Origin of the sequence: Ramlibacter sp. AN1133 (genome assembly GCF_037890035.1) — a bacterium.
In the GTDB taxonomy this organism is placed as follows: domain Bacteria; phylum Pseudomonadota; class Gammaproteobacteria; order Burkholderiales; family Burkholderiaceae_C; genus Ramlibacter.
In genome coordinates, this window is record NZ_JBBKTQ010000005.1 from 108,421 (window position 1) to 128,590 (window position 20,170).

The 20,170-nt window shown below is 69.0% G+C and carries 22 protein-coding genes; 1 reads left to right on the top strand and 21 read right to left on the bottom strand.

The window, feature by feature from the left end:
* Positions 1–28: 28 nt before the first annotated feature.
* From WG923_RS08475 to WG923_RS08485, 3 genes are read right to left on the bottom strand one after another with little or no spacing between them, the layout of a single operon-like run.
* Positions 29–691 carry an HAD family hydrolase gene (locus tag WG923_RS08475; protein WP_340350517.1) on the bottom strand — a complete coding sequence of 221 codons (663 nt, stop codon included), beginning with the start codon at positions 689–691 and terminating at the stop codon, positions 29–31.
* On the bottom strand, positions 688–1,098 hold the full coding sequence (locus tag WG923_RS08480; RefSeq protein ID WP_340350518.1) for a YchJ family protein: 411 nt from the start codon (positions 1,096–1,098) through the stop codon (positions 688–690). The genes WG923_RS08475 and WG923_RS08480 overlap by 4 nt, the downstream gene beginning before the upstream one ends.
* Complete coding sequence (locus WG923_RS08485; RefSeq protein ID WP_340350519.1) at positions 1,095–1,511, bottom strand: rhodanese-like domain-containing protein; 417 nt, start codon at positions 1,509–1,511, stop codon at positions 1,095–1,097. Before WG923_RS08485 ends, WG923_RS08480 begins: the two co-directional genes overlap by 4 nt.
* Before the next feature lie 69 nt (positions 1,512–1,580).
* Here WG923_RS08485 and WG923_RS08490 point away from each other — a divergent pair, with 69 nt between their 5' ends.
* Positions 1,581–1,994, top strand: coding sequence for a response regulator (locus WG923_RS08490; RefSeq protein ID WP_340350520.1), 414 nt, complete (start codon positions 1,581–1,583; stop codon positions 1,992–1,994).
* 269 nt (positions 1,995–2,263) lie between these two features.
* Here the strand turns inward: WG923_RS08490 and WG923_RS08495 are convergent, their stop codons facing one another.
* From WG923_RS08495 to WG923_RS08580, 18 genes are all read right to left on the bottom strand, one after another.
* Positions 2,264–3,391: an acyl-CoA dehydrogenase family protein gene (locus WG923_RS08495; RefSeq protein WP_340350521.1), complete on the bottom strand. Its 1,128-nt coding sequence runs from the start codon at positions 3,389–3,391 to the stop codon at positions 2,264–2,266.
* Positions 3,392–3,476: 85 nt separating this feature from the next.
* Positions 3,477–4,142 carry an SDR family oxidoreductase gene (locus WG923_RS08500; protein ID WP_340350522.1) on the bottom strand — a complete coding sequence of 222 codons (666 nt, stop codon included), beginning with the start codon at positions 4,140–4,142 and terminating at the stop codon, positions 3,477–3,479.
* Positions 4,143–4,279: 137 nt separating this feature from the next.
* Positions 4,280–5,461, bottom strand: coding sequence for an acetyl-CoA C-acyltransferase (locus tag WG923_RS08505; RefSeq protein ID WP_340350523.1), 1,182 nt, complete (start codon positions 5,459–5,461; stop codon positions 4,280–4,282).
* A 2-nt stretch (positions 5,462–5,463) separates the two neighbouring features.
* Positions 5,464–5,988, bottom strand: coding sequence for a hypothetical protein (locus WG923_RS08510; RefSeq protein WP_340350524.1), 525 nt, complete (start codon positions 5,986–5,988; stop codon positions 5,464–5,466).
* Complete coding sequence (locus tag WG923_RS08515) at positions 5,985–6,782, bottom strand: alpha/beta hydrolase (protein ID WP_340350525.1); 798 nt, start codon at positions 6,780–6,782, stop codon at positions 5,985–5,987. Before WG923_RS08515 ends, WG923_RS08510 begins: the two co-directional genes overlap by 4 nt.
* Positions 6,779–8,602, bottom strand: coding sequence for a bifunctional isocitrate dehydrogenase kinase/phosphatase (aceK, locus tag WG923_RS08520; protein WP_340350526.1), 1,824 nt, complete (start codon positions 8,600–8,602; stop codon positions 6,779–6,781). The genes WG923_RS08515 and aceK overlap by 4 nt, the downstream gene beginning before the upstream one ends.
* A 15-nt stretch (positions 8,603–8,617) precedes the next feature.
* Positions 8,618–9,271: a carbonate dehydratase gene (can, locus tag WG923_RS08525; protein ID WP_340350527.1), complete on the bottom strand. Its 654-nt coding sequence runs from the start codon at positions 9,269–9,271 to the stop codon at positions 8,618–8,620.
* Between the two features lie 48 nt (positions 9,272–9,319).
* Positions 9,320–10,498 carry an isovaleryl-CoA dehydrogenase gene (locus WG923_RS08530; RefSeq protein WP_340350528.1) on the bottom strand — a complete coding sequence of 393 codons (1,179 nt, stop codon included), beginning with the start codon at positions 10,496–10,498 and terminating at the stop codon, positions 9,320–9,322.
* A gap of 26 nt (positions 10,499–10,524) precedes the next feature.
* A complete protein-coding gene (locus tag WG923_RS08535) occupies positions 10,525–10,986 on the bottom strand; it encodes a PaaI family thioesterase (RefSeq protein ID WP_340350529.1) in 462 nt (153 codons plus the stop codon).
* A 45-nt stretch (positions 10,987–11,031) separates the two neighbouring features.
* Complete coding sequence (locus tag WG923_RS08540) at positions 11,032–11,460, bottom strand: MerR family transcriptional regulator (RefSeq protein WP_340350530.1); 429 nt, start codon at positions 11,458–11,460, stop codon at positions 11,032–11,034.
* Positions 11,461–11,535: 75 nt separating this feature from the next.
* The gene (locus WG923_RS08545) at positions 11,536–12,441 is read right to left on the bottom strand and encodes a M48 family metallopeptidase (protein WP_340350531.1); all 906 of its coding nucleotides are present in this window, start codon (positions 12,439–12,441) and stop codon (positions 11,536–11,538) included.
* Between the two features lie 42 nt (positions 12,442–12,483).
* A complete protein-coding gene (locus WG923_RS08550; RefSeq protein ID WP_340350532.1) occupies positions 12,484–13,248 on the bottom strand; it encodes a lysophospholipid acyltransferase family protein in 765 nt (254 codons plus the stop codon).
* A gap of 14 nt (positions 13,249–13,262) precedes the next feature.
* Positions 13,263–13,832, bottom strand: a complete 570-nt coding sequence (gmhB, locus tag WG923_RS08555) for a D-glycero-beta-D-manno-heptose 1,7-bisphosphate 7-phosphatase (protein ID WP_340350533.1) — start codon at positions 13,830–13,832, stop codon at positions 13,263–13,265.
* A 16-nt stretch (positions 13,833–13,848) separates the two neighbouring features.
* A complete protein-coding gene (gene glyS / locus WG923_RS08560) occupies positions 13,849–15,954 on the bottom strand; it encodes a glycine--tRNA ligase subunit beta (protein ID WP_340350534.1) in 2,106 nt (701 codons plus the stop codon).
* Position 15,955: 1 nt separating this feature from the next.
* Positions 15,956–16,861, bottom strand: coding sequence for a glycine--tRNA ligase subunit alpha (gene glyQ / locus WG923_RS08565; protein ID WP_340350535.1), 906 nt, complete (start codon positions 16,859–16,861; stop codon positions 15,956–15,958).
* Between the two features lie 67 nt (positions 16,862–16,928).
* Positions 16,929–18,473: an apolipoprotein N-acyltransferase gene (lnt, locus tag WG923_RS08570; protein WP_340350536.1), complete on the bottom strand. Its 1,545-nt coding sequence runs from the start codon at positions 18,471–18,473 to the stop codon at positions 16,929–16,931.
* Positions 18,470–19,354, bottom strand: coding sequence for an HlyC/CorC family transporter (locus WG923_RS08575; protein WP_340350537.1), 885 nt, complete (start codon positions 19,352–19,354; stop codon positions 18,470–18,472). The genes lnt and WG923_RS08575 overlap by 4 nt, the downstream gene beginning before the upstream one ends.
* A 97-nt stretch (positions 19,355–19,451) precedes the next feature.
* Entirely contained in the window at positions 19,452–20,108 is a 657-nt protein-coding gene (locus WG923_RS08580) for a GNAT family N-acetyltransferase (RefSeq protein ID WP_340350538.1), read from the bottom strand.
* Positions 20,109–20,170 lie beyond the last annotated feature (62 nt).

Below are 20,170 nucleotides of genomic sequence, written 5' to 3' on the forward strand. Positions count from 1 at the left end.
GAGCTGAGGTGTAGGAGAAGGCCGACAACTACCCGAGGAGAGCAGGCAGATCGGCGAGATCCGCGAAGATCATCGAGGCTCCCGCCGCCTTCAGCGCGGCCGGCGCATCGTGGTCCGCTTCGCTCGGGCTGTAGCCGAACACGGTGGCGCCTGCGCGCACGCCGGCCGTGACGCCGGTGACGGTGTCCTCCACCACCGCGCAGCGCGCGGGCGTCACGCCCAGCGGCGCCATCGCGGCGAGGTACACATCGGGCGCGGGCTTGGAGCGCGGCATCTCGTGGCCGCTGAAGATGCGGCCCTCGAAGTACGGCAGCAGGCCGCATTTGGCCAGCTGCATCTCCACCTTCCAGCGGTCGGCGCCCGAGCAGCAGGCGATGCGGCCCTGCAGCCTGTCGCTGATCGCAGCCACCGCCTGCAGCGCATGCCGGATCGGCTGCACGCCAGCGAGCAGCTGCTCGTTGCGGCGCTCGCGAAAGCGCACCAGCCATTCCTCGGTGAGCGGCCGGCCGGTGCGGGCCTCGATCAAGTCCACCTCGTCCTTCACCGCCTTGCCGAGGAACAGGTGCATGCACTCCTGCCTGGTGAGCTTCCATCCCAGCTCTTCCAGCATGTCGCGCAGCACCCCGTTGGTGATGCCCTCGCTGTCCACCAGCACGCCGTCGCAGTCGAACAGCACCGCATCGAACTTCACTTCAGATCTCCATCGACATAGAACCAGCGGCCATCCTCGCACACGAAGCGGCTGCGCTCGTGCAGGCGCTGCGCGCGGCCGGCCAGGCGCGAGCGCGCCACGAACTCGACTTGCGCATGCGTGGGATCGAGCAGCTGGTGCTCGCGCACCTCGAGCCCGAGCCACTTGAGCCCGGGCTCGAATCCCACCTCCGGCGGCCGCGTGGAGGCATGCCAGGTGGCCAGCAGGTAATCCGCATCCTCCAGCACGAAGGCCGAGTAGCGCGAGCGCATCAGCGCTTGCGCATCCGGCGCGGCCCGGTGCTCGAAATCGGCGAGGTACGGCCCGCAGCAGCGCGCGAACGGCAGGGGCTTGCCGCGTGCGTCCGTGCGGCCGCAGGGACAGGGGCCCTGGGCCGTGACGCTCATCCCTTCTTCGCCTTGCGCTGCTCCAGGGTCTCCGTCGGGCCGCCCTGCTTGACCCATTCGGTGTAGCCACCGTCGATGTGGGCCACGTTGGTCATGCCCATGTCCTGCAGCGCCTTGGCCGCGAGCGCGCTGCGCCAGCCCGCGCCGCAGAACAGCACGAACTCCTTGCCTTCGTCGGCGAAGACCTTCTTGAAGTACGGCGACTCGGGGTCGACCCAGAACTCGAGCATGCCGCGCGGCGCGTGGTAGCTGCCGGGGACGGTACCCTCGGCCTGCAGTTCGCGCACGTCGCGGATGTCCACCAGTTGCAGGTCGGGGCGTTCCAGGCGTTCGCGCACCTGCGCCACGCTGTACGTGCGAACGTGCGCCATCGCCTCGTCGACGAGTGCGCGGTAACCTCGCGTGATCGGCATGCGTTGGTCCTCCAGTGTGAATTGCGGCGGGCAGGCCCTCATCCTATAGTGCGGGCGCGGGGTGGCCACATGGATACGATCAAGGGACCGGCGAAATCACAGCGTCAGCGCGTCGGGGGCCCCCTGGGGGTGCTGCTCGTCATCGACACGCCTTCGCTGCTGATGCGCATGGCGGACGTCGCGCGCGACATCGAGGGCCTGCGGGTGGTCGGCACCTTCTCCAGCGCCGCGCAGGCCGTGGACTGGCTGGTGTTCGACCGCGCGGGCTGGCATCTCGCCTTCGTGGACCTCGGGCTGGGCGAAAGTGGCGACGAGCTGGTGCAGCGCCTGCAGTCGCAACCTCGCCCCGGCGTCGTCGTGGCCGTGGGCGACCATCTCTGGCGCGAAGTGCGCGAGAAGTGCCGCGCGATGGGCGTGCACGACCTGCTGGAAAAGGGCGACGTGATCGCCTTCCGCGGCTACCTGGAAAGCAAGGTCCGGTAGCCTAGTCCAGTGAAACAGGGAAATAGCACCCCCCGTGAGCGCCAGAAGGGCTGCAGGCTAGGCGCAAATCCTCGCCAGGTTGGACACCTGGCGAGGATTTGCAACGACGCATGCGGCCCTTCTGGCGCTCACCCGAAGGGCCGGGGCGAGAAGGGGCGCAGGAGGGCGTTACGGTCCTTGCCCAGGCGTCCAGCCTGGGCTGCGAACCGTGCCTACTCCTGCACCCCTTCTCGCCCCGGCGGGGGGTGCTATTTCCCTGTTTCACTGGACTAGAGCGCGCGCTGGATCAGGATCTTCTGCACGTCCGAGGTGCCTTCGTAGATCTGGCACACGCGCACGTCGCGCCAGATGCGCTCCACCGGAAAGTCGTTCACGTAGCCATAGCCGCCCAGCGTCTGGATCGCGGCGCTGCAGACCTGCTCGGCCATCTCGCTGGCGAACAGCTTGGCCATCGCCGCTTCCTTCAGGCAGGGCCTGCCGGCGTCGCGCAGGCTGGCCGCATGCCAGACGAGCTGGCGCGCGGCTTCGAGCTGCGTCGCGCAGTCGGCCAGGCGGAAACCCACGGCCTGGTGGTTGAAGATCGCGGTGCCGAAGCTCTCGCGCTCCTTGGCGTACTGCAGGGCCACCTCGAAGGCGCTGCGCGCCATGCCGATGCTCTGGGCCGCGATGCCGATGCGGCCACCCTCCAGCGCCGACAGCGCGATGCGGTAGCCCTCGCCTTCCTCGCCGATCAGGTTGCCGGCGGGGATGCGGCAGTCCTCGAAGCGGATCTGCGCGGTGTCGCTCGAATGCTGGCCGACCTTCTCCTCCAGCCGCGCCACGACGTAGCCGGGCGTGTCCGTGGGCACGAGGAAGGCGCTGATGCCGCGCTTGCCGGCCGCCTTGTCGGTCACCGCGATCACGATGGCGAGCTGGCCGTTCTGGCCGCTGGTGATGAACTGCTTGACGCCGTTGATCACGTAGCCGTCGCCGTCGCGCGCGGCGGTGGTGCGCAGCGCCGAGGCGTCGCTGCCCACGTGCGGTTCGGTGAGGCAGAAGGCGCCGAGCAGTTCGCCCTGGGCGAGGCGCGTGAGCCACTGCTTCTTCTGGGCCTCGCTGCCGTAGCGCATCAGGATCGCGTTGACCGGGCAGTTCGTGACGCTGATGGCGGTGCTGGTGCCGCCGTCGCCGGCCGCGATCTCCTCCAGCACCAGCGCCAGCGTCACGTAGTCGAGGCCGGCGCCGCCGTATTCCTCCGGCACGCAGATGCCGTAGGCGCCCAAGGCCGCGAGCCCCTGGTGGGCTTCGCGCGGGAAGGTGCGCTCGCGGTCCCAGCGCGCCGCATGCGGCCACAGCTGCTCGCGCGCGAAGTCGCGCACGGCGTCGCGGATCATTTCCTGGTCCGGGGTCAGAAGCATTCAGGCCTCCCGCCGAGCCGCCTCGAGGGAGGCCTGCGCCCCCTCGGGGGGCTGCGAACGAATGTGAGCTTGGGGGTCCATGGTTTCACCAGCCCTTGAAGGGGGTGCCGTCGTAGTCGAGGAAAGGGACGTGGCGGTGCTTGTACGCACGCTGGATGGTGTGGCGCATCCACTCCACGCTGGCGTCCGTCGCCAGCGGCGCGTTCTCGCCGCCCATGTCGGTCTGCACCCAGCCGGGGCTCAGGACGAGGAAGGTCGCCCTGGGGTAATCGGGCTGCGCCGAGGCCGCGGCCATGTTGAGGGCCGCCTTGCTGGCGCGGTACACCCAGCTGAAGCTGGAGTCGACGCTGGCGATGTGGCCCATCTGGCTGCTGACGAAGGCGAACTTGCCCCCGGCCGCTTCCACCATCGGCGCGACCTGGGGGATGGCCTGCATCGCGCCCCAGACGTTGGTGCGCATCACGCGGTCGAAGTCGTCGCGCGCGGGGGGCACGGTGGCGCCGCCGTGCGACATCACGCCGGCGACGTAGAGCGCGACGTCGATCTTCTCGCCATCGAGCTGCCAGCCGAGGCCGCTGATGCTGGCGGGGTCGGTCACGTCGAGCCTGAGCGCCTTGGCGCCGAGGGCGGCCAGCCGCGCGAGTCCTTCGTCGTCGCGCGCGGTGGCGATGACGGTTTCGCCCGCAGCGCGGTACTGGCGCGCGAATTCGAGGCCGATGCCGCGGGAGGCGCCGAGGACGAGGATGTTCATGGTGGGGTTGGTGTCCGTAGGCTGGTGGTGAGCGCGCGCAACGCGCGCCGCGAACCCCGGCGATGCGCGAGCGCCGCGGAGCGCTGGGGTTCGCGCGCTGCGCGGCTCACCGCCAGCCTACGAAGACGAGCACGAACTCAGACCAGTTCCAGCGCCACCGCCGTGCCCTCGCCGCCACCGATGCACAGCGTCGCGATCCCGCGCTTGCCCCCGCGCGCCTTCAGCGCATGCAGCAGCGTCACCATGATGCGCGCACCCGACGCGCCGATCGGATGGCCGAGCGCGCAGGCGCCACCGTTGACGTTCACGATGTCGTGCGCGACCCTCAGCTCCTCCATCAGCGCCATCGGCACGACGGCGAAAGCCTCGTTGACTTCCCACAGGTCCACGTCCGAGACCTTCCAGCCGGTCCTGGCCAGCAGCTTCTGCGTGGCGCCCACCGGAGCGGTGGTGAACCACTCGGGCTCCTGCGCATGCGTGGCATGGCCGACCAGGCGCGCCAGCGGCTTGACGCCCAGGCGCGCGGCGGTGCTTTCCTTCATCATCACCAGCGCGGCGGCGCCGTCGTTGATGGACGAAGAGGACGCCGCCGTGATCGTGCCGTCCTTCTTGAAGGCGGGCTTGAGTTGCGGGATCTTGTCCAGCTTCACCTTGCCCGGGCCCTCGTCGATGGTGACGACGCGCTCGCCGGCGCGGTCCTTCACCGTCACGGGCGTGATTTCCGTGGCGAACGCGCCGGAGGTCGTCGCCTGCTGCGCGCGCTTGACGGAGGTGGTGGCGAAGGCGTCCTGCGCCTCGCGCGTGAACTTGTACTTCGCCGCGCACTCCTCGCCGAAGGTGCCCATCGAGCGGCCGGCCTGGTAGGCGTCTTCCAGCCCGTCGAGCATCATGTGGTCGTACACCTTGTCATGGCCCATGCGGTAGCCGCCGCGGCCCTTGAGCAGCAGGTAGGGCGCGTTGGTCATGCTCTCCATGCCGCCCGCCACCATGATCTCGTGCGTGCCTGCCAGCAGCATGTCGTGCGCGAACATGGCGGCCTTCATGCCGGAGCCGCACATCTTCGACAGCGTGACGGCGCCGGTGCTCTTGGGCAGGCCGCCCTTGAACAGCGCCTGGCGCGCGGGCGCCTGGCCCTGGCCCGCCATCAGGCAGTTGCCGAACAGCACTTCGCCGACGGCATCGGCCGGGATCCCGGCGCGCTCGACCGCGGCCTTGATCGCGGCGCCGCCGAGGTCGTGCGCGGCCAGCGCCGAGAAGTCGCCCTGGAAGCCGCCCATGGGGGTGCGGGCGGCGCCGACGATGACGATGGAATCAGCCATGCTTACTCTCCTTTTCGAAGGAACGGGACATCAGGTGTGTCCAGGGGAATCGGACCGCCTTCCTCTTCGGCGATCCGGCGGATGTAGTCGCGGAACTCGGGGTCCTCGCCCCGCAGCAGGTACGGCAGGTTGTCGTGGAAGTCGCGGCGCCGGCACCATTCGCGCATGAAGTCGTCCCAGCTGTTCCAGCGCCGCGCCTCGTCCTCGCTCATGCGCGGCTTGTGCGCGACGAGGTAGGCGCGCTCGAACAGCGAGATCAGCATGTCGAAGATCACCAGCATGCGCTCGCGCTGCTCCGGCGTCGCCTCCGGCAGCGGCTCGTTGGTGCGCAGCTGCAGGTCGGAATTCGCGAGCACCACCTTGAGGAAGTCGGTGTAGGCGTTCGACAGCAGAAGGTACGCCTCTTCCTCCTCGTTGTCGCGCTCCTTGCGCTGCTCCCAGGCAAAGAACAGGATGGCGACCGGCAGGCCCAGCGTCGTGACGATGAAGCTGGCGACTTCCCATAGGTCTTTCCACTCCTCGCTCATTTCGCCTCGCGCATCCAGGCCACCATGTCGGCGACGACACGGTCCTCGATTCCGTTGAAGCCATGATAGGCGAGCGGCTCGCACAGCGGACCCTGGCTGCGCCCGCCCTCGTAGGTCCTGAGCGCGCTGCGGCCGGCGGGCAGCTTCGCCATCAGCTCGGGCAGGCGCTGCGGCGGGCAGACCTGGCAGGCGTCCTGCGCATGGTGCATCACCAGCACCGGCATCCGCAGCTTCTCCACGCCCATCTCCTGCACCGGGCGCGCGGTGGAGGTGCCGAAGCGGCTGCTGCCCAGGATGGTGGAGGTGAGCACCACGCCGTCGGGCGCGGCGTCACCGGCCAGCCGCACGGCCGCATTCGCGGCCGATTGCGTTCCGCGGCTGGTGCCGACGATCCAGACCGGCCTGGCGAAAGTGCGCCGGGCCCACGCCACCACCGCACCGAGGTCCTGCGCGTGCTCCTCGCTTTCGCGGAAATCGCCGCGCAGCTCGCGGCGGTCGCTGGGCGTGTCGACCAGCACGACGGCCTGGCCCTGCTGCACGAACAGCGAGCGCGAGCGGATCAGGAAGTTGCCGTCGTGGCGCAGGCTGCCGTTGTCGAAGATGCCCAGCGCGCCGCCGCCGCCGGTGAGCAGCAGCAGCACGCGCTCCGGCTCGCCCTCGGGGCGGATGGCGAGGCCGCGCTGCTGCACGCCGCGCGGCGTGGGCAGGTCCAGGACCTGCGACGTCTGCGCGATGGCGGGGACGATGCCGCCGAGCGCGAGCGCCAGCGCTGCGAGCCAGTCGCGCCGCTTCATGCCGCCACCTTGCCTTCCTCCGCCTGCGAAGCGGGTTCCTGCTGGCGCCGCGCGAAGCGCTTCTCGCGCTCGTACGGAAACACGTCGTGCACGTGGCCGGCGAGGATGCGCTCCTTGTGCAGCTGCCAGAACGCGGGATCGAGCAGGTCCGCGTGGTGCTTCATGAACACCTCGCGCACGGCGGGATGACCGAGCAGGAAGGGCGCGAAGGTCTCGGGGAAGACGTCCTTCGGCCCTACCGCGTACCAAACCTCGCCCGACATTTCCTCTTCCTCGTTGCGCGGCTGCGGCACCTTGCGGAAGTTGCAGTCGGTGAGGTATTCGATCTCGTCGTAGTCGTAGAACACGACCTTGCCGTTGCGGGTGACGCCGAAGTTCTTCCACAGCATGTCGCCGGGGAAGATGTTGGCGGCCACCAGGTCCTTGATCGCATTGCCGTACTCGATCACGGCGCGCTCCACCTGGCCCTGCTCGCCGGCGTCGAAGGCCTCCTGCAGGTAGATGTTCAGGGGGATCATGCGGCGCTCGATGTAGAGGTGCTTGAGGATCACCTCTTCGTGGCCGTCGCCGTCGCGGTCGCTCGTCTCCAGCTGGCTCGGGGCGAACTTGCGGATCTCCTCCACCAGTTCTTCCTCGAAGCGGTCGCGGGCGAAGGCGACCTCGCTGTACTCCAGCGTGTCGGCCATGCGGCCCACCCGGTCGTGCTGCTTGACCAGCAGGTACTTGGACTGGATCTGCTCGCGGCTGGTGTCCTTCTGCGGCGGGTAGAAGTCCTTGATCAGCTTGAACACGTAGGGGAAGGACGGCAGGTCGAACACCAGCATCACCATGCCCTTGATGCCGGGCGCGATGCGGAACTTGTCGCTCGAGTGCTTCAGGTGGTAGAGGAAGTCGCGGTAGAACAGCGTCTTGCCCTGCTTGGCCAGGCCCAGCGCGCTATAGAGCTCGCCGCGCGGCTTGCGCGGCATGAGCGAGCGCAGGAACTGCACGTAGGCCGCGGGGATCTCCATGTCCACCATGAAGTAGGCGCGCGCGAAGGAGAACAGCATCTGCAGCTCGTCCTCGCCGAACAGGACCGCGTCGATCACGAGCTTGCCGGCGCGGTTGTGCAGGATCGGCAGCGAGAAGGGCAGCTCGGCAAAGCCGTTGATGATCTTGCCGACCACGTAGGCGCCCTTGTTGCGGAAGAACAGGGACGACAGCACCTGGATCTGGAAGTTGGCTCGCAGCTTGACGTGCGCCAGGCGCGTGGCGATCGCCTCCATGATGAAGCCGGCGTCGCGCTGCAGGTCGTCGAAGGGGCACTGCAGCTGGAAGTTGTCGACGATGCGCACGATGTTCTCGCGCAGCGTCTCGCGGCTCGGGTAGTAGGCGCGGTAGGTCGGCGTGGCGGCCGGCTCGTCGTTCTCGATGTACTCGGTGCTGACCGCCGGCCGCACGAAGATGAAGTCGTTGTGGAAGTAGGTGCGGTGCAGGATCTTGGTGGTGACCGAGTTGAAGAAGGTCTCGGCGCACTCGGGCTGGTGGTGGTCGATCAGCAGGCCGATGTAGTGCAGCTTGACCTGGTGCCACACGTCCATCGGCTGCTCGCCGGCCTTGAATTCCTTTTCCAGCCGCACCACGGCTTCCCGCACCCGCAGGTCGTAGAACTCGATGCGCTCGCGCTGGGAGCGCTGCTGGCCGTGCCAGTCGGCCGTCTCGAAGCGGTGCTTGGCGCGCTGCGACTCCAGGCGGAACAGGCGGTAGTGCCGGTTGAAGCCATCGAGCATCGCCTTGGCGATGTCGTAGGCGAGCGGGGAGTCGAGGCGCTGGGGGAACATGGGCGGGCCGCGGGGCTAGCTGCGCGCGGCGATCACGCCTTCCACGGCGGCGCGGTACACGGGTTCGATCGAATCGGTGCTGGTGACCGTCATCCCCAGGTCCTGCAGCAGGCCGTCGTGCACGCCGAAGGCCCAGCCGTGGATCGTCACGTTCTGGTTCTTGGCCCACGCATCGACCATCACCGTGCTCACGCACAGGTTCACCACCTGCTCGATCACGTTCAGGTCGACCAGCGCGTCGGCGCGCTTGTCCGGCGCGATGTTCTCCAGGATGCCGCGGTGCCGGTCGCGCACGTCCTGGATGTGGCGGATCCAGTTGTCGGCCAGCCCGATGCGCTGGCCGTGCAGCGCGGCCATCACGCCGCCGCAGCCGTAATGGCCGACCACCATGATGTGCTCCACCTTCAGCATCTCCACGGCGAACTGCACCGTGGACAGGGCGTTGAGGTCCGAGTGCACCACCACGTTGGCGACGTTGCGGTGCACGAACACCTCGCCCGGCTCCAGGCCGGTGATCTGGTTGGCGGGCACGCGGCTGTCGGAGCAGCCGATCCACATGAACTTGGGCTTCTGCTGCTTCTGCAGGCCGGTGAAGAAGCCCGGGCGTTCGCGCTCCATCTGCGCGGCCCAGTTGCGGTTGTGGGCGAAGAGGTCGTTGATCGAAGCCATGGATGGATTTTGCTCGTCATTCCCGCGCGGGCGGTGAGGATGGCGACGCTACATCGTCTCCGCGAACAGCTCCCGCCCGATCAGCATCCGGCGCACCTCGCTGGTGCCGGCGCCGATCTCGTACAGCTTGGCGTCGCGCCACAGGCGCCCGAGCGGGAATTCGTTGATGTAGCCGTTGCCGCCGTGGATCTGGATGCCCTCGCCGGCCATCCAGGTCGCCTTCTCGGCGCAGTACAGGATCACCGAGGCGCAGTCCTTGCGCACCTGCCGCACATGCTCGCTGCCGAGCATGTCGAGGTTCTTGCCCACCGTGTAGCAGAAGGCGCGCGAGGCCTGCAGCACGGTGTACATGTCGGCCACCTTGCCCTGGATCAGCTGGAACTCGCCGATGCTCTGGCCGAACTGCTTGCGGTCGTGGATGTAGGGGACCACGTTGTCCATCACCGCCTGCATGATGCCGATCGGGCCGGCAGCGAGCACCGCGCGCTCGTAGTCGAGGCCGCTCATGAGCACCTTGGCGCCGCCGTTGGCCGCACCGAGGATGTTCTCCTCCGGCACCTCGACGTCCTGGAACACCAGCTCGCCGGTGTGGCTGCCGCGCATGCCGAGCTTGTCGAGTTTCTGGGCAATGGAGAAGCCCTTCATGCCTTTTTCGATCAGGAAGGCGGTGACGCCGCGCGCACCCAGCTCGGGCTCCGTCTTGGCGTAGACCACCAGCGTGTCGGCATCGGGGCCGTTGGTGATCCACATCTTGCTGCCGTTCAGGACGTAGTAGCCGCCCTTGTCCTGCGCCTTCAGCTTCATCGAGATGACGTCGCTGCCGGCTCCCGTCTCGCTCATGGCCAGCGCGCCGACGTGCTCGCCGGAGATCAGCCTGGGCAGGTACTTCTTCTTCTGCGCCTCGGTGCCGTTGCGCTTGATCTGGTTGACGCACAGGTTGCTGTGCGCGCCGTAGGACAGGCCGACCGAGGCGGAGGCCCGGGAGATCTCCTCCATCGCCAGCATGTGCGCGAGGTAGCCCATGCCGGCGCCGCCGTACTCCTCCGGCACCGTGATGCCGAGCACGCCGAGCTCGCCCATCTTGCGCCACAGGTCCATGGGGAACTGGTCGCTGCGGTCGATCTCCGCGGCGCGCGGGGCGATTTCCGCCTGCGCGAAAGCGTGCACGCTGTCGCGCAGCGCCTCGAGGTCCTCGCCGAGGCCGAAGTTCAGGCCGGGTAGCTGCATGGTGTCTCCTGGGGGGTCTTGGTGGTTCAGTTCTTGACGTCGTCGCGGCCGGTGATCGTCATGAGCGTGGCGCCCATGGTCGCGACCAGCTTCTCGCGGCCTTCGTGCAGGGCATAGGCCCGGCCTTCGGTGACGCTGATGGTGCGGCCCGGCTTGACGACGAAACCCTCCATGCGGAAGGACTCGCCGCGCGCGGGCGCCAGCAGGTTGATCTTGTATTCGATGGTCAGCACGCCGGCGTCGGCGGGCATCAGCGTGGAGGCCGCGTAGCCGCAGGCGGAATCGAGCGCGGTGGCGACGATGCCGGCGTGCAGGAAGCCGTGCTGCTGCGTGAGCTCCTGCCGCCAGGGCAGCGCGATCACCACGCGGCCGGCGGCGATTTCCGCCAGCGAGGCACCGATGGTGTGCATGGCGCCCTGCAGGGCGAAACTGGCGCGGATGCGCTCGGCGAAGGCAGGGTCCTGCGGGATCAGGCGCGGTGCGTCCATGGGCGGCGGGGTCCGATCGGCGGTTGACGTTGACGTAAACGTCAATTATGCGCGGACCTTGTCCGCCTTGTCCTTTTCCAGCCGCGCCAGCAGGGCCCGGGCTTCCTTTTCGTGGGTGCGGACCTCGTCCAGGTTGGCCTGCAGCTCCGCCAGCTGGTCCTCGAGCTGCTGCCGGTGCTGCGCCAGGATGGCGAGGAACTTGCGCAGCTGCGGGCCCGTGTCGCGCGGGCTGTCGTACATGTCGATGATGTCCTTGGCCTCGGTGAGCGAGAGGCCGAGGCGCTTGGCGCGCAGGGTGAGCTTCAGGCGGGTGCGGTCGCGCGGGCTGTAGATGCGGTTGCGCCCGCCGGGGCCGGAGCGCCCCGGCTGCAACAGGCCCATGTCCTCGTAGAAGCGGATTGCCCGCGTCGTGAGGTCGAATTCGCGGGCGAGGTCGCTGATCGTGTAGGTGGTCTGGGGATGCGGGGCGGCCATGGCGGGGTACGGCAATGCGGGCCGGGGGGCGGCCCGCCAGCCGGCATTACATCTGACGTTTACGTCAACGTCAACTCACCAGGCCGGCAGCGCCTCGTCCTTCAGGTGCGCGCGCAGCTCGGAATAGTTGGGAACGACGGTGCGCACCGTGTCCCAGAAGCGCGGGCTGTGGTCCATCACCCGCAGGTGGCTCAGTTCGTGGGCGACCACGTAGTCGATGACGGCAAGGCGGAAATGCACCAGCCGCCAGTTCAGGCGGATCGAGCCGTCGCTGTGCGCCGTGCCCCACAAGGTGCCGGCGCTGCTCAGGGAGAGCTTGCGCCACTGCACGCCCAGTTGCGGCGCGTAGTGGTTCAGGCGCTGGACGAAGAGGCTCCTGGCCTGCCGCATCAGCCAGGCCTGCACCGCGTCGCGGATCTGCGGGCCGGTGGCGCCCTGCGGCAGGCCGATGTGCAGCGTGTGGCGCGCGACGCCCGGCAGGGTGCTGTCGTCCGCGTGCAGCACGCCGCCGGCGGCGCTGGAACGCGGATCCAGCACCACGATCACCGTGTCGCCGAGATAGGGGAAGGTCGCGCCGTCCTTCCACTCGATGCGCGCGGCCTCCAGGCGGGCCTGGCGTTCGCGGGCGGCTTCCAGCTTGCTCACGATCCAGCGGCTCTTGGCGCGCACGGCCTGCTCGACCTCGCCCAGCGGCACCCAGCGCGGCGCGGTCACCACCAGCCCCTCGGGGCCGACCACGAAGCCGATGTTCTTGCGCCTGGCGCGCCGGAACTCGTAGGCGACCAGCACCTTGCCCAGGAGCGCTTCGCGGTTGGCGTCGGGATGGCGGAAGGCCTGCGGCGTGAGCACGCTGTCGAACGGCTCGCCGCGCACGGGGCGCAGGTCTTCTTCGGAGAGGGGTCGGCGTGCCACCGGGGGCGGCGCGGGCCTGGCCTTCGGCTCGTCGAACAGGTCGAGGAGGAGCTGAAGCGGCGACTGCATGGGCCGCGATTTTAAGGGTGCGGCGCGCGCGCGGGAGCGCCGTTACACCTGCGCCGGCTGCTGGCTGGAATCGCGCACGTAGGCGTCGGGATCGAGACGACGCATCTCGCCTTCGATCCAGGCCTCCACCTCGCGCATCAATTCGTCGGCGGAGCGACCCTCGCTCGGGATCGGTTTGCCGATGGAGACTTCGACCAGGCCCGGGTGCTTGATCATCGACTTGCGCGGCCAGCAGCGGGCGGAGCTCACCGCGATGGGGATCACGGGCGCGCCGGTGGCCACCGCCAGCCGCGTGCCGCCGGACTTGTAGGTGCCGGCCTGGCCGCGCGGGATGCGCGTGCCTTCCGGGAACATGATCACCCACACGCCCTGCGCCAGCAGCCGCTTGCCCTGCTCCACCACCTTGTTGAAGGCCTGCGCGCGCTGGCTGCGGTCGATGTGCACCATGTCCAGCCGGCCGATCGCCCAGCCGAAAAAGGGGATGTACAGCAGTTCGCGCTTGAACACGTAGGCCAGCGGATGCGGCATCAGCACCGGCATCAGGAAGGTTTCCAGGGTGGACTGGTGCTTCACCAGCAGAATGGCGGGGCTCGTTTCCCCGAGCGGCAGGTTGTCCCAGCCCTGCACGCGCCAGTGCACGCCGCAGATCACCCTCAGGCCCACCATCACCTGCCGCAGCCAGTCGCGCGCGATGCGGTAGAGCGTGTACGGCCTGGCGAACGGCGACAGCAGCACGATCGCCAGCGCGTACGGGATCACGGTCAGGAGCATCCACACGGCGTGGATGATGGATCGCAGCAAGGCCATGGCGCCCGAGTATGTCAGGACACAGGGCGTGGCGCAGGGACCTTGGCGATGAGCCAGTCGGCGAAGGCGCCCAGGTCCTGGTGGACACGGGTGTGGGCGGGATAGCCGTCCGGCAGGGGCTTGCCTTTCAGCGAGGCGGCCCGGCCGGTGAGCACCAGGTGCGGCGGGCAGCCGACCGCCGCGCCGGCGATCAGGTCGCGCGGCGTGTCGCCCACCACGGGCACGGTGCGCAGGTCGATGCCGAAGCGTTCGCCGATCTGCTCGAACAGGCCCGGGTTGGGCTTGCGGCACTGGCAGCCCTCGTCGGGCCCGTGCGGGCAGTAGAACACCGCATCCACGCGGCCGCCCAGCGCGGCCAGGGCCTTGTGCATCTTGGCGTGGATGGCGTTGAGCGAGGCCACGTCGAACAAGCCCCGCCCCAGCCCGGACTGGTTGGTGGCGACGGCCACGTGCCAGCCGGCGTGGTTCAGCCTCGCGATCGCCTCCAGCGCACCGGGCAGCGGGACCCACTCGTCCGGTGTCTTCACGAACTCGTCGCTCTCGTGATTGATGGTGCCGTCGCGATCGAGGATGACGAGCTTCATGGCGGGATTGGAGCGCTTATTGTGCAAGGCGGGACAGGTCCGCGACGCGGTTCATGGCCTGGTGCAGCGTGGCGAGCAGGCCCAGGCGGTTCAGGCGCAGGTCGGTCTCCTCGGCGTTGACCATCACGTCGTCGAAGAAGGCGTCGACCGGAGCGCGCAGCGCTGCCAGCGTCTGCAGCGAGCCGGTGTAGTCGCCCGCCTCGAACTGCGTGCGGGCCTGGGGCGCGATGCGCTGGGTGGCGGCGTAGAGCGCCTTCTCGGCGTCCTCGCGCAGCAGCGATTCGCTGACGTGCGCATCGGCCTTGTCGGCCTTCTTGAGGATGTTGCCGATGCGCTTGTTGGCCGCGGCGAGCGCCTGCGCCTCGGGCAGCGCCGCGAAGGAGCGCACAGCCGCCAGCCGCCTGGGCACTTCGCCCAGGCGTTGCGGCTGCAGCGCCAGCACGGCGTCGACTTCGTGCGCGCTGTAGCCCTGCTCGCGCAGCAGGCCCGCGAGGCGTTCGTAGATGAAGTCCGCGAGCTGCTGGTGCGTTTGCGGCTGCGCCTGCGGGAAGGGGGCGAGCGCCTGCGTGACGAGGTGGTCGAGCGACAGCGGCAGGTCGCGTTCCATCAGCATGCGCACGATGCCCAGCGCGTGGCGGCGCAGCGCGAACGGGTCCTTGTCGCCGGTGGGGAGCTGCCCGATGGCGAACAGGCCCGCCAGGGTCTCCAGCTTGTCGGCCAGCGCCACCACCACGCCGACGTCGTTGCGCGGCAGGCCATCGCCCGCGAAGCGCGGACGATAGTGGTCCTCGATCGCGATGGCGATGTCGTCGCCGAGGCCGTCGTGGCGGGCGTAGTAGCCGCCCATGATGCCCTGCAGCTCGGGGAACTCGCCGACCATGTCGGTCAGCAGGTCCGCCTTCGCCAGGCGCGCGGCCAGGTCCGCCTGGCGCGCCAGGGCATCGCCGCCGACCTGCGCACCGATCACGCTGGCGATGGCGCGCACGCGCTCGATGCGCTCGCCCTGCGTGCCCAGCTTGTTGTGGTACACGACCTTCGCCAGGCCCGGCACGCGCGAATCCAGCGTCTTCTTGCGGTCCTGGTCGAAGAAGAACTTGGCGTCGGCCAGGCGCGGGCGCACCACGCGTTCATTGCCGCCGACCACCGCGCTCGCGTCCTGCGGGCGGATGTTGCTCACGACGAGGAACCGGTTGGTCAGCTTGCCCCTGGCGTCCAGCAGCGGGAAGTACTTCTGGTTGGCCTTCATCGTGAGGATCAGGCATTCCTGCGGGACGTGGAGGAACTCCTTCTCGAACTCGCAGGTCAGGACGTTGGGGCGCTCGACCAGCGCGGTCACTTCGTCGAGCAGCGCCTCGTCCTCGATGGGACGGGCGCCGCCGCCCACGCGCGCGGCGGCTTCCTGCAGTTGGCGCACGATGTCGGCGCGCCGCTCGGCGAAGCTCGCGATCACGGCGCCGTCGCGCGCCAGGGTTGCCGCGTAGGTGTCGGCGTTCTTCAGCACGATGTCCTGCGCCGCCGCCTCGAAGCGATGGCCGTGCGTGGTGCGGCCGGCCTGCAGGCCGAGTGCCTGCACCGGCACGACCTCGGCGCCATGCAGGGCGACCAGCGCGTGCGCGGGCCGCACGAATTTGACGTCGGTCCAGCCGTCGGCGAGCTGGTAGGTCATGACCTTGGGGATCGGCAGCCTGGCGATCGCCTCGTGCAGCGCCTTCTGCAGGCCCTCGGCCAGCGTGACGCCCTTGGCGGTGCTGTCGTAGAACAGGGCCTCGGCCTTGCCGTCCAGGGCGCGCTTCAATTTCGGCACGACGGAGGCGTCGGCGCCCAGCGCCTGCAGCTTCTTGAGCAGCGCGGGCGTGGGATGGCCCGCGGCATCGAGGCCGACGCTGGCGGGCATGAGCTTCTGCGAGATCGCCTTGTCGGGCGCCTGCGAAGCCACGGCGGTGATGTGCGCGGCCAGCCGGCGCGGGGAAGCGAAAGCGGTGAGCTTCGATTCTCCCGTGGCCAGGCCCTGCGCCCGGAGTTGCTCCAGCAGCACGCCGGCAAAGGATTCGCCCAGCTTCTTCAGCGCCTTGGGCGGCAGTTCCTCCACGAACAGTTCGACCAGCAGGTTGTTGACGCTCATGTCAGGCCGCCTTCTTCTGCAGTTCGGCCACCCACTCGCGCGGCGCCATGGGGAAGCCCAGGCGCTCGCGGCTTTCGAAGTAGCTCTGGGCGACGCTGCGCGCCAGGTTGCGGATGCGGCCGATGTAGGCCGCGCGTTCGGTCACGCTGATCGCGCCGCGCGCATCCAGCAGGTTGAAGGTGTGCGCCGCCTTGAGCACCTGCTCGTAGGCGGGCAACGCGAGCTGCTGCTCCATCAGGTGCCTGGCCTGCTTCTCGTAGGCGCCGAAGGCGGTGAAGAGGAAATCGGCGTCGCTGTGCTCGAAGTTGTAGGCCGACTGCTCCACCTCGTTCTGGTGGTACACGTCGCCGTAGGTGAGCCCCTCGGTCCACTTCAGGTCGAACACGTTGTCCACGCCCTGCAGGTACATCGCCAGGCGCTCGAGGCCGTAGGTGATCTCGCCGGTGATCGGCTTGCAGTCGATGCCGCCCACCTGCTGGAAGTAGGTGAACTGCGTGACTTCCATGCCATTGAGCCAGACTTCCCAGCCCAGGCCCCAGGCACCGAGCGTTGGGTTCTCCCAGTCGTCCTCGACGAAGCGGATGTCGTTCTTCTTCAGGTCGAAGCCGACGGCCTCCAGCGAGCCGAGGTACAGCTCCAGGATGTTGGCCGGCGCCGGCTTGAGCACCACCTGGTACTGGTAGTAGTGTTGCATGCGGTTGGGGTTCTGGCCGTAGCGGCCGTCCTTGGGACGGCGGCTGGGCTGCACGTAGGCGGCCTTCCACGGCTCCGGGCCGATGGCGCGCAGGAAGGTTGCGGTGTGCGAGGTGCCCGCCCCGACTTCCATGTCGTAGGGCTGGAGCAGCGCGCAGCCCTGGGCGTCCCAGTACGACTGCAGCTTCAGGATCAGTTGCTGGAATGTGAGCATAGGCGGGGGGGCGCCAAGGCGGCGCTCCCGGGTCGGCGCGGGCCGGCGGCCCACGGAACCTTCCATTTTAGGGCTGCGGGCGGCGCCGCCCCGCCGAGGCCGCGAGCACGGCAGCGGCCAGGGCCAGCAGCCACAGGGGCAGCAGGCCCAGGCGGCTCGCCCAGCGGGCAAAAGGCGTGAAGGCCGTGCCCCCTTCCACCTCGCCCACCAGCACGCCGCGCGTATGGCGCGGCAGGGCGTGGGTGACCCGGCCGAAACGGTCGATGATCGCGGTGGCGCCCGTGTTGGTGGCGCGGATCATGGGCCGCTCGAACTCCAGCGCCCGCATGCGGCTGATCTGCAGGTGCTGGTCGATGGCGACCGTGTCGCCGAACCAGCCGATGTTGCTCACGTTGACGAAGATGGTCGGCGCCGTGGCCGGATCGGTGAAGCGCGCGGCGAGCTCCTCGCCGAACAGGTCTTCGTAGCAGATGTTGGGAGCGAGGCGCTGGCCCTGCCAGGCGAAGGAGGGCTGGCCCACGTCGCCCCGGTTGAAGTCCCCCAACGGGATGTTCATCATCCGCGTGAACCACTTGAACAGCGGCGGGATGAACTCTCCGAAGGGCACCAGGTGGTGCTTGTGGTAGCGGTAGCTGCCGTCGCCGGGGCGAAAGCCCATCACCGAGTTGGTGTAGCCGTCGTCGAAGTTGCCCAGCGGAATGCCCACCAGCGCGGCGCGCTGCCCGGTGGCGAAGCTGGCGCGCAGCCCCTCGAGATAGCCCTCGGGCAATTGCGCGGGCAGCAGCGGGATGGCCGTCTCCGGTGCCACCACCAGTTGTGCATTGGTGTCGCGCAGCCGGGCGCCGTACCACTCCAACGCGAGCGGGATGCCCGTGCCGCCCTCGAACTTCTCGTCCTGCGGGATGTTGCCCTGGAGCAGCCCGACCTGCAGGCGGGGCCCGCCCGGCGCCGCGGGCGGTGCGCTGGCGGTGTGGACGTTGCAGGCGGCCAGCAGGCCCGCGGCCGCGGCGAGCGCGATCCAGTAGCGCCACGAGCCCTGCACCGGCCGGCGCGCGAGGAGCGTCACCAGCCAGGCCAGCCAGGCCGCGACGGCGCCGATCCCGTACACGCCGAGCCACGGCGCCAGCGCGGCGAGCGGGCCGTCGACATGCGCGTAGCCGCCCGCGCCCCAGGGGAATCCGGTGAACAGCGTGTTGCGCAACAGCTCCGCGCCGAGCCACAGGCACGCGAACAGCACGCCGTCGCGCCAGGGGCGCCCCGCCGCGGCCCGCCACAGCCCGGCGGCCAGGGCGTAATAGAGGGACAGGAAGCCCGCCAGCAGCAGCACCGCCGCCACCGCGAGCGGCGCGGCCAGCCCGCCATACACGTGCATGGAGATGAACAGCCACCAGAATGTGGCCGCGAGCCAGCTCGTGGCGAATACCCAGCCCTCGAGGGCCGCCGACTTCCATCCGGGCGCGCGCCGCAGCAGTGCGACAAGGCCGGCAAGCGAGAGCACCTGCAGCCACCACTGCGGCTGCCCGTTGCCGGGCCAGGCGAGCGACAGCGCCTGCAGGAGGCCGGCCAGCGCTGCGAGGACGAAGGAGGCGAGGCCGGCCAGGCGCGGGCTCAAGCCGGGCCGCCGTCCAGGTCGACCGGGCTCACCTTGAACCAGCGCACCGCGCCGCCCTTGGTGTGCAGCACGACGAAGTTCAGCCCGCCCAGCACGATGGATTCGCCGCGCTTGGGCACGTGGCCCATCTCGTGCGCGATCAGGCCGCCGATGGTGTCGAAGTCGTGTTCCTCGGCCTCCTCGGACAGGTCCAGCTTGACGTCGAAGGCCTCGTTCACGCGCTCGATGGCGGTGTCGCCGCTGATGCGGTAGGTGCGGTCCGCCAGGCCGAAGATGTCGCCCTCGTCCTCCTCGACGTCGAATTCGTCCTCGATCTCGCCCACGATCTGTTCGAGCACGTCCTCGATCGTGATCAGGCCCGCGACGCGCCCGAATTCGTCGATGACGATGGCCAGGTGGTTGCGATTGCCGCGGAATTCGCGCAGCAGGTCATTGAGGCCCTTGGTTTCCGGCACCAGCGCTGCGGGGCGCAGCAGCGCGCGCAGGTTCAGGTCCGGCGAGCGCTGCAGCTTGAGCAGGTCCTTCGCCAGCAGGATGCCGATGATGTTCTCGCGGTCGCCCTCGTACACCGGGAAGCGCGAATGCGCCGTGTCGATCACCAGGTGCAGGATCTCGTCGTAGGGCGCGTCGATGTCGATCAGGTCCATGCGCGGCGCCGCGACCATCACGTCGCCGGCCGAGAGCTCGGCCATCTTGATCACGCCTTCGAGCATCACCCGCGACTCGGGGCCGATGATGTCGTTGTCCTCGGCATCCGCCAGGGTCTCGATCAGCTCCTCTTTCGAGTCGGGGCCGGGGTGGATGAACTCGGCAACCTTCTGCAGGAATGTGCGCTTGTCCTGCTTCTCTTGCGCTGCGCGCGCAGGGTGAGGGTCTGACACAGCCGGGACGGCGGTAGTGGAGGGATCGATAGGATACCGGATTGGCCGGGCACGCTGGCTCAGCCTGGACCCTACTCCCTTCGCGACCGCTCCTCGATCAGCGGCCGCTCTTGCGGCGCGCCTCGATGGCGCCGCGCCGGGCTTCCTGCAAGCCGGCCAGCAATTCGAGGAAGGTGCGGGCCTGCTTCTTCAAGCGATAGTCGACCTGCGCGACCTGCTCGTCGACGGCTTCGGTCATGCGGCTGTCCAGGGTGGCGGGCGGCAGGCGCAGGTAGGCCTCGGTCTCGGTGCCGTCGCGCTCCAGCGTGGCGCCGGCGTTGCGGGCGATCTTGATCATCGCCGTGTTCTCGGACAGGGCGTGGATGAACATCAGCTCCACGCCCTCGTTGCGCGCATGCGTGACGGCGCGGTCGAACAGGCGCGAGCCGTAGCCGCGCCCGCGCGCCTTGGCCAGCACCGAGACGCCGAACTCCGCGCCGGGCGCCGTGCCGGGATCGCTCGGAATGAACGCCAGGTGCGCCATGGCGATCAGTTCCAGCTTGCGGTTGAAGATCCCGAAGATGTCGTCGCGATCGAAATCGAGGTGGTCCACGTAGCGGCGGATCTGCTCGTCGTTCGCCGCGTAACCGAACCGCAGGTAGCGGTCGTGCGGCTCCAGGGCCAGCAGGTGCGAGGCGATGCGCCGGCTGTGCCCGGCGCCGAGGGAGCGGATCGGGACGATCCGCGACGGGCGGGGAGGTTGCTGTTCGGCCATGGCGCAAATGTAAGGGTTTCCCCTGACAAATGGGCGGGGGCGTGCCTAAAACCCCACGCCCG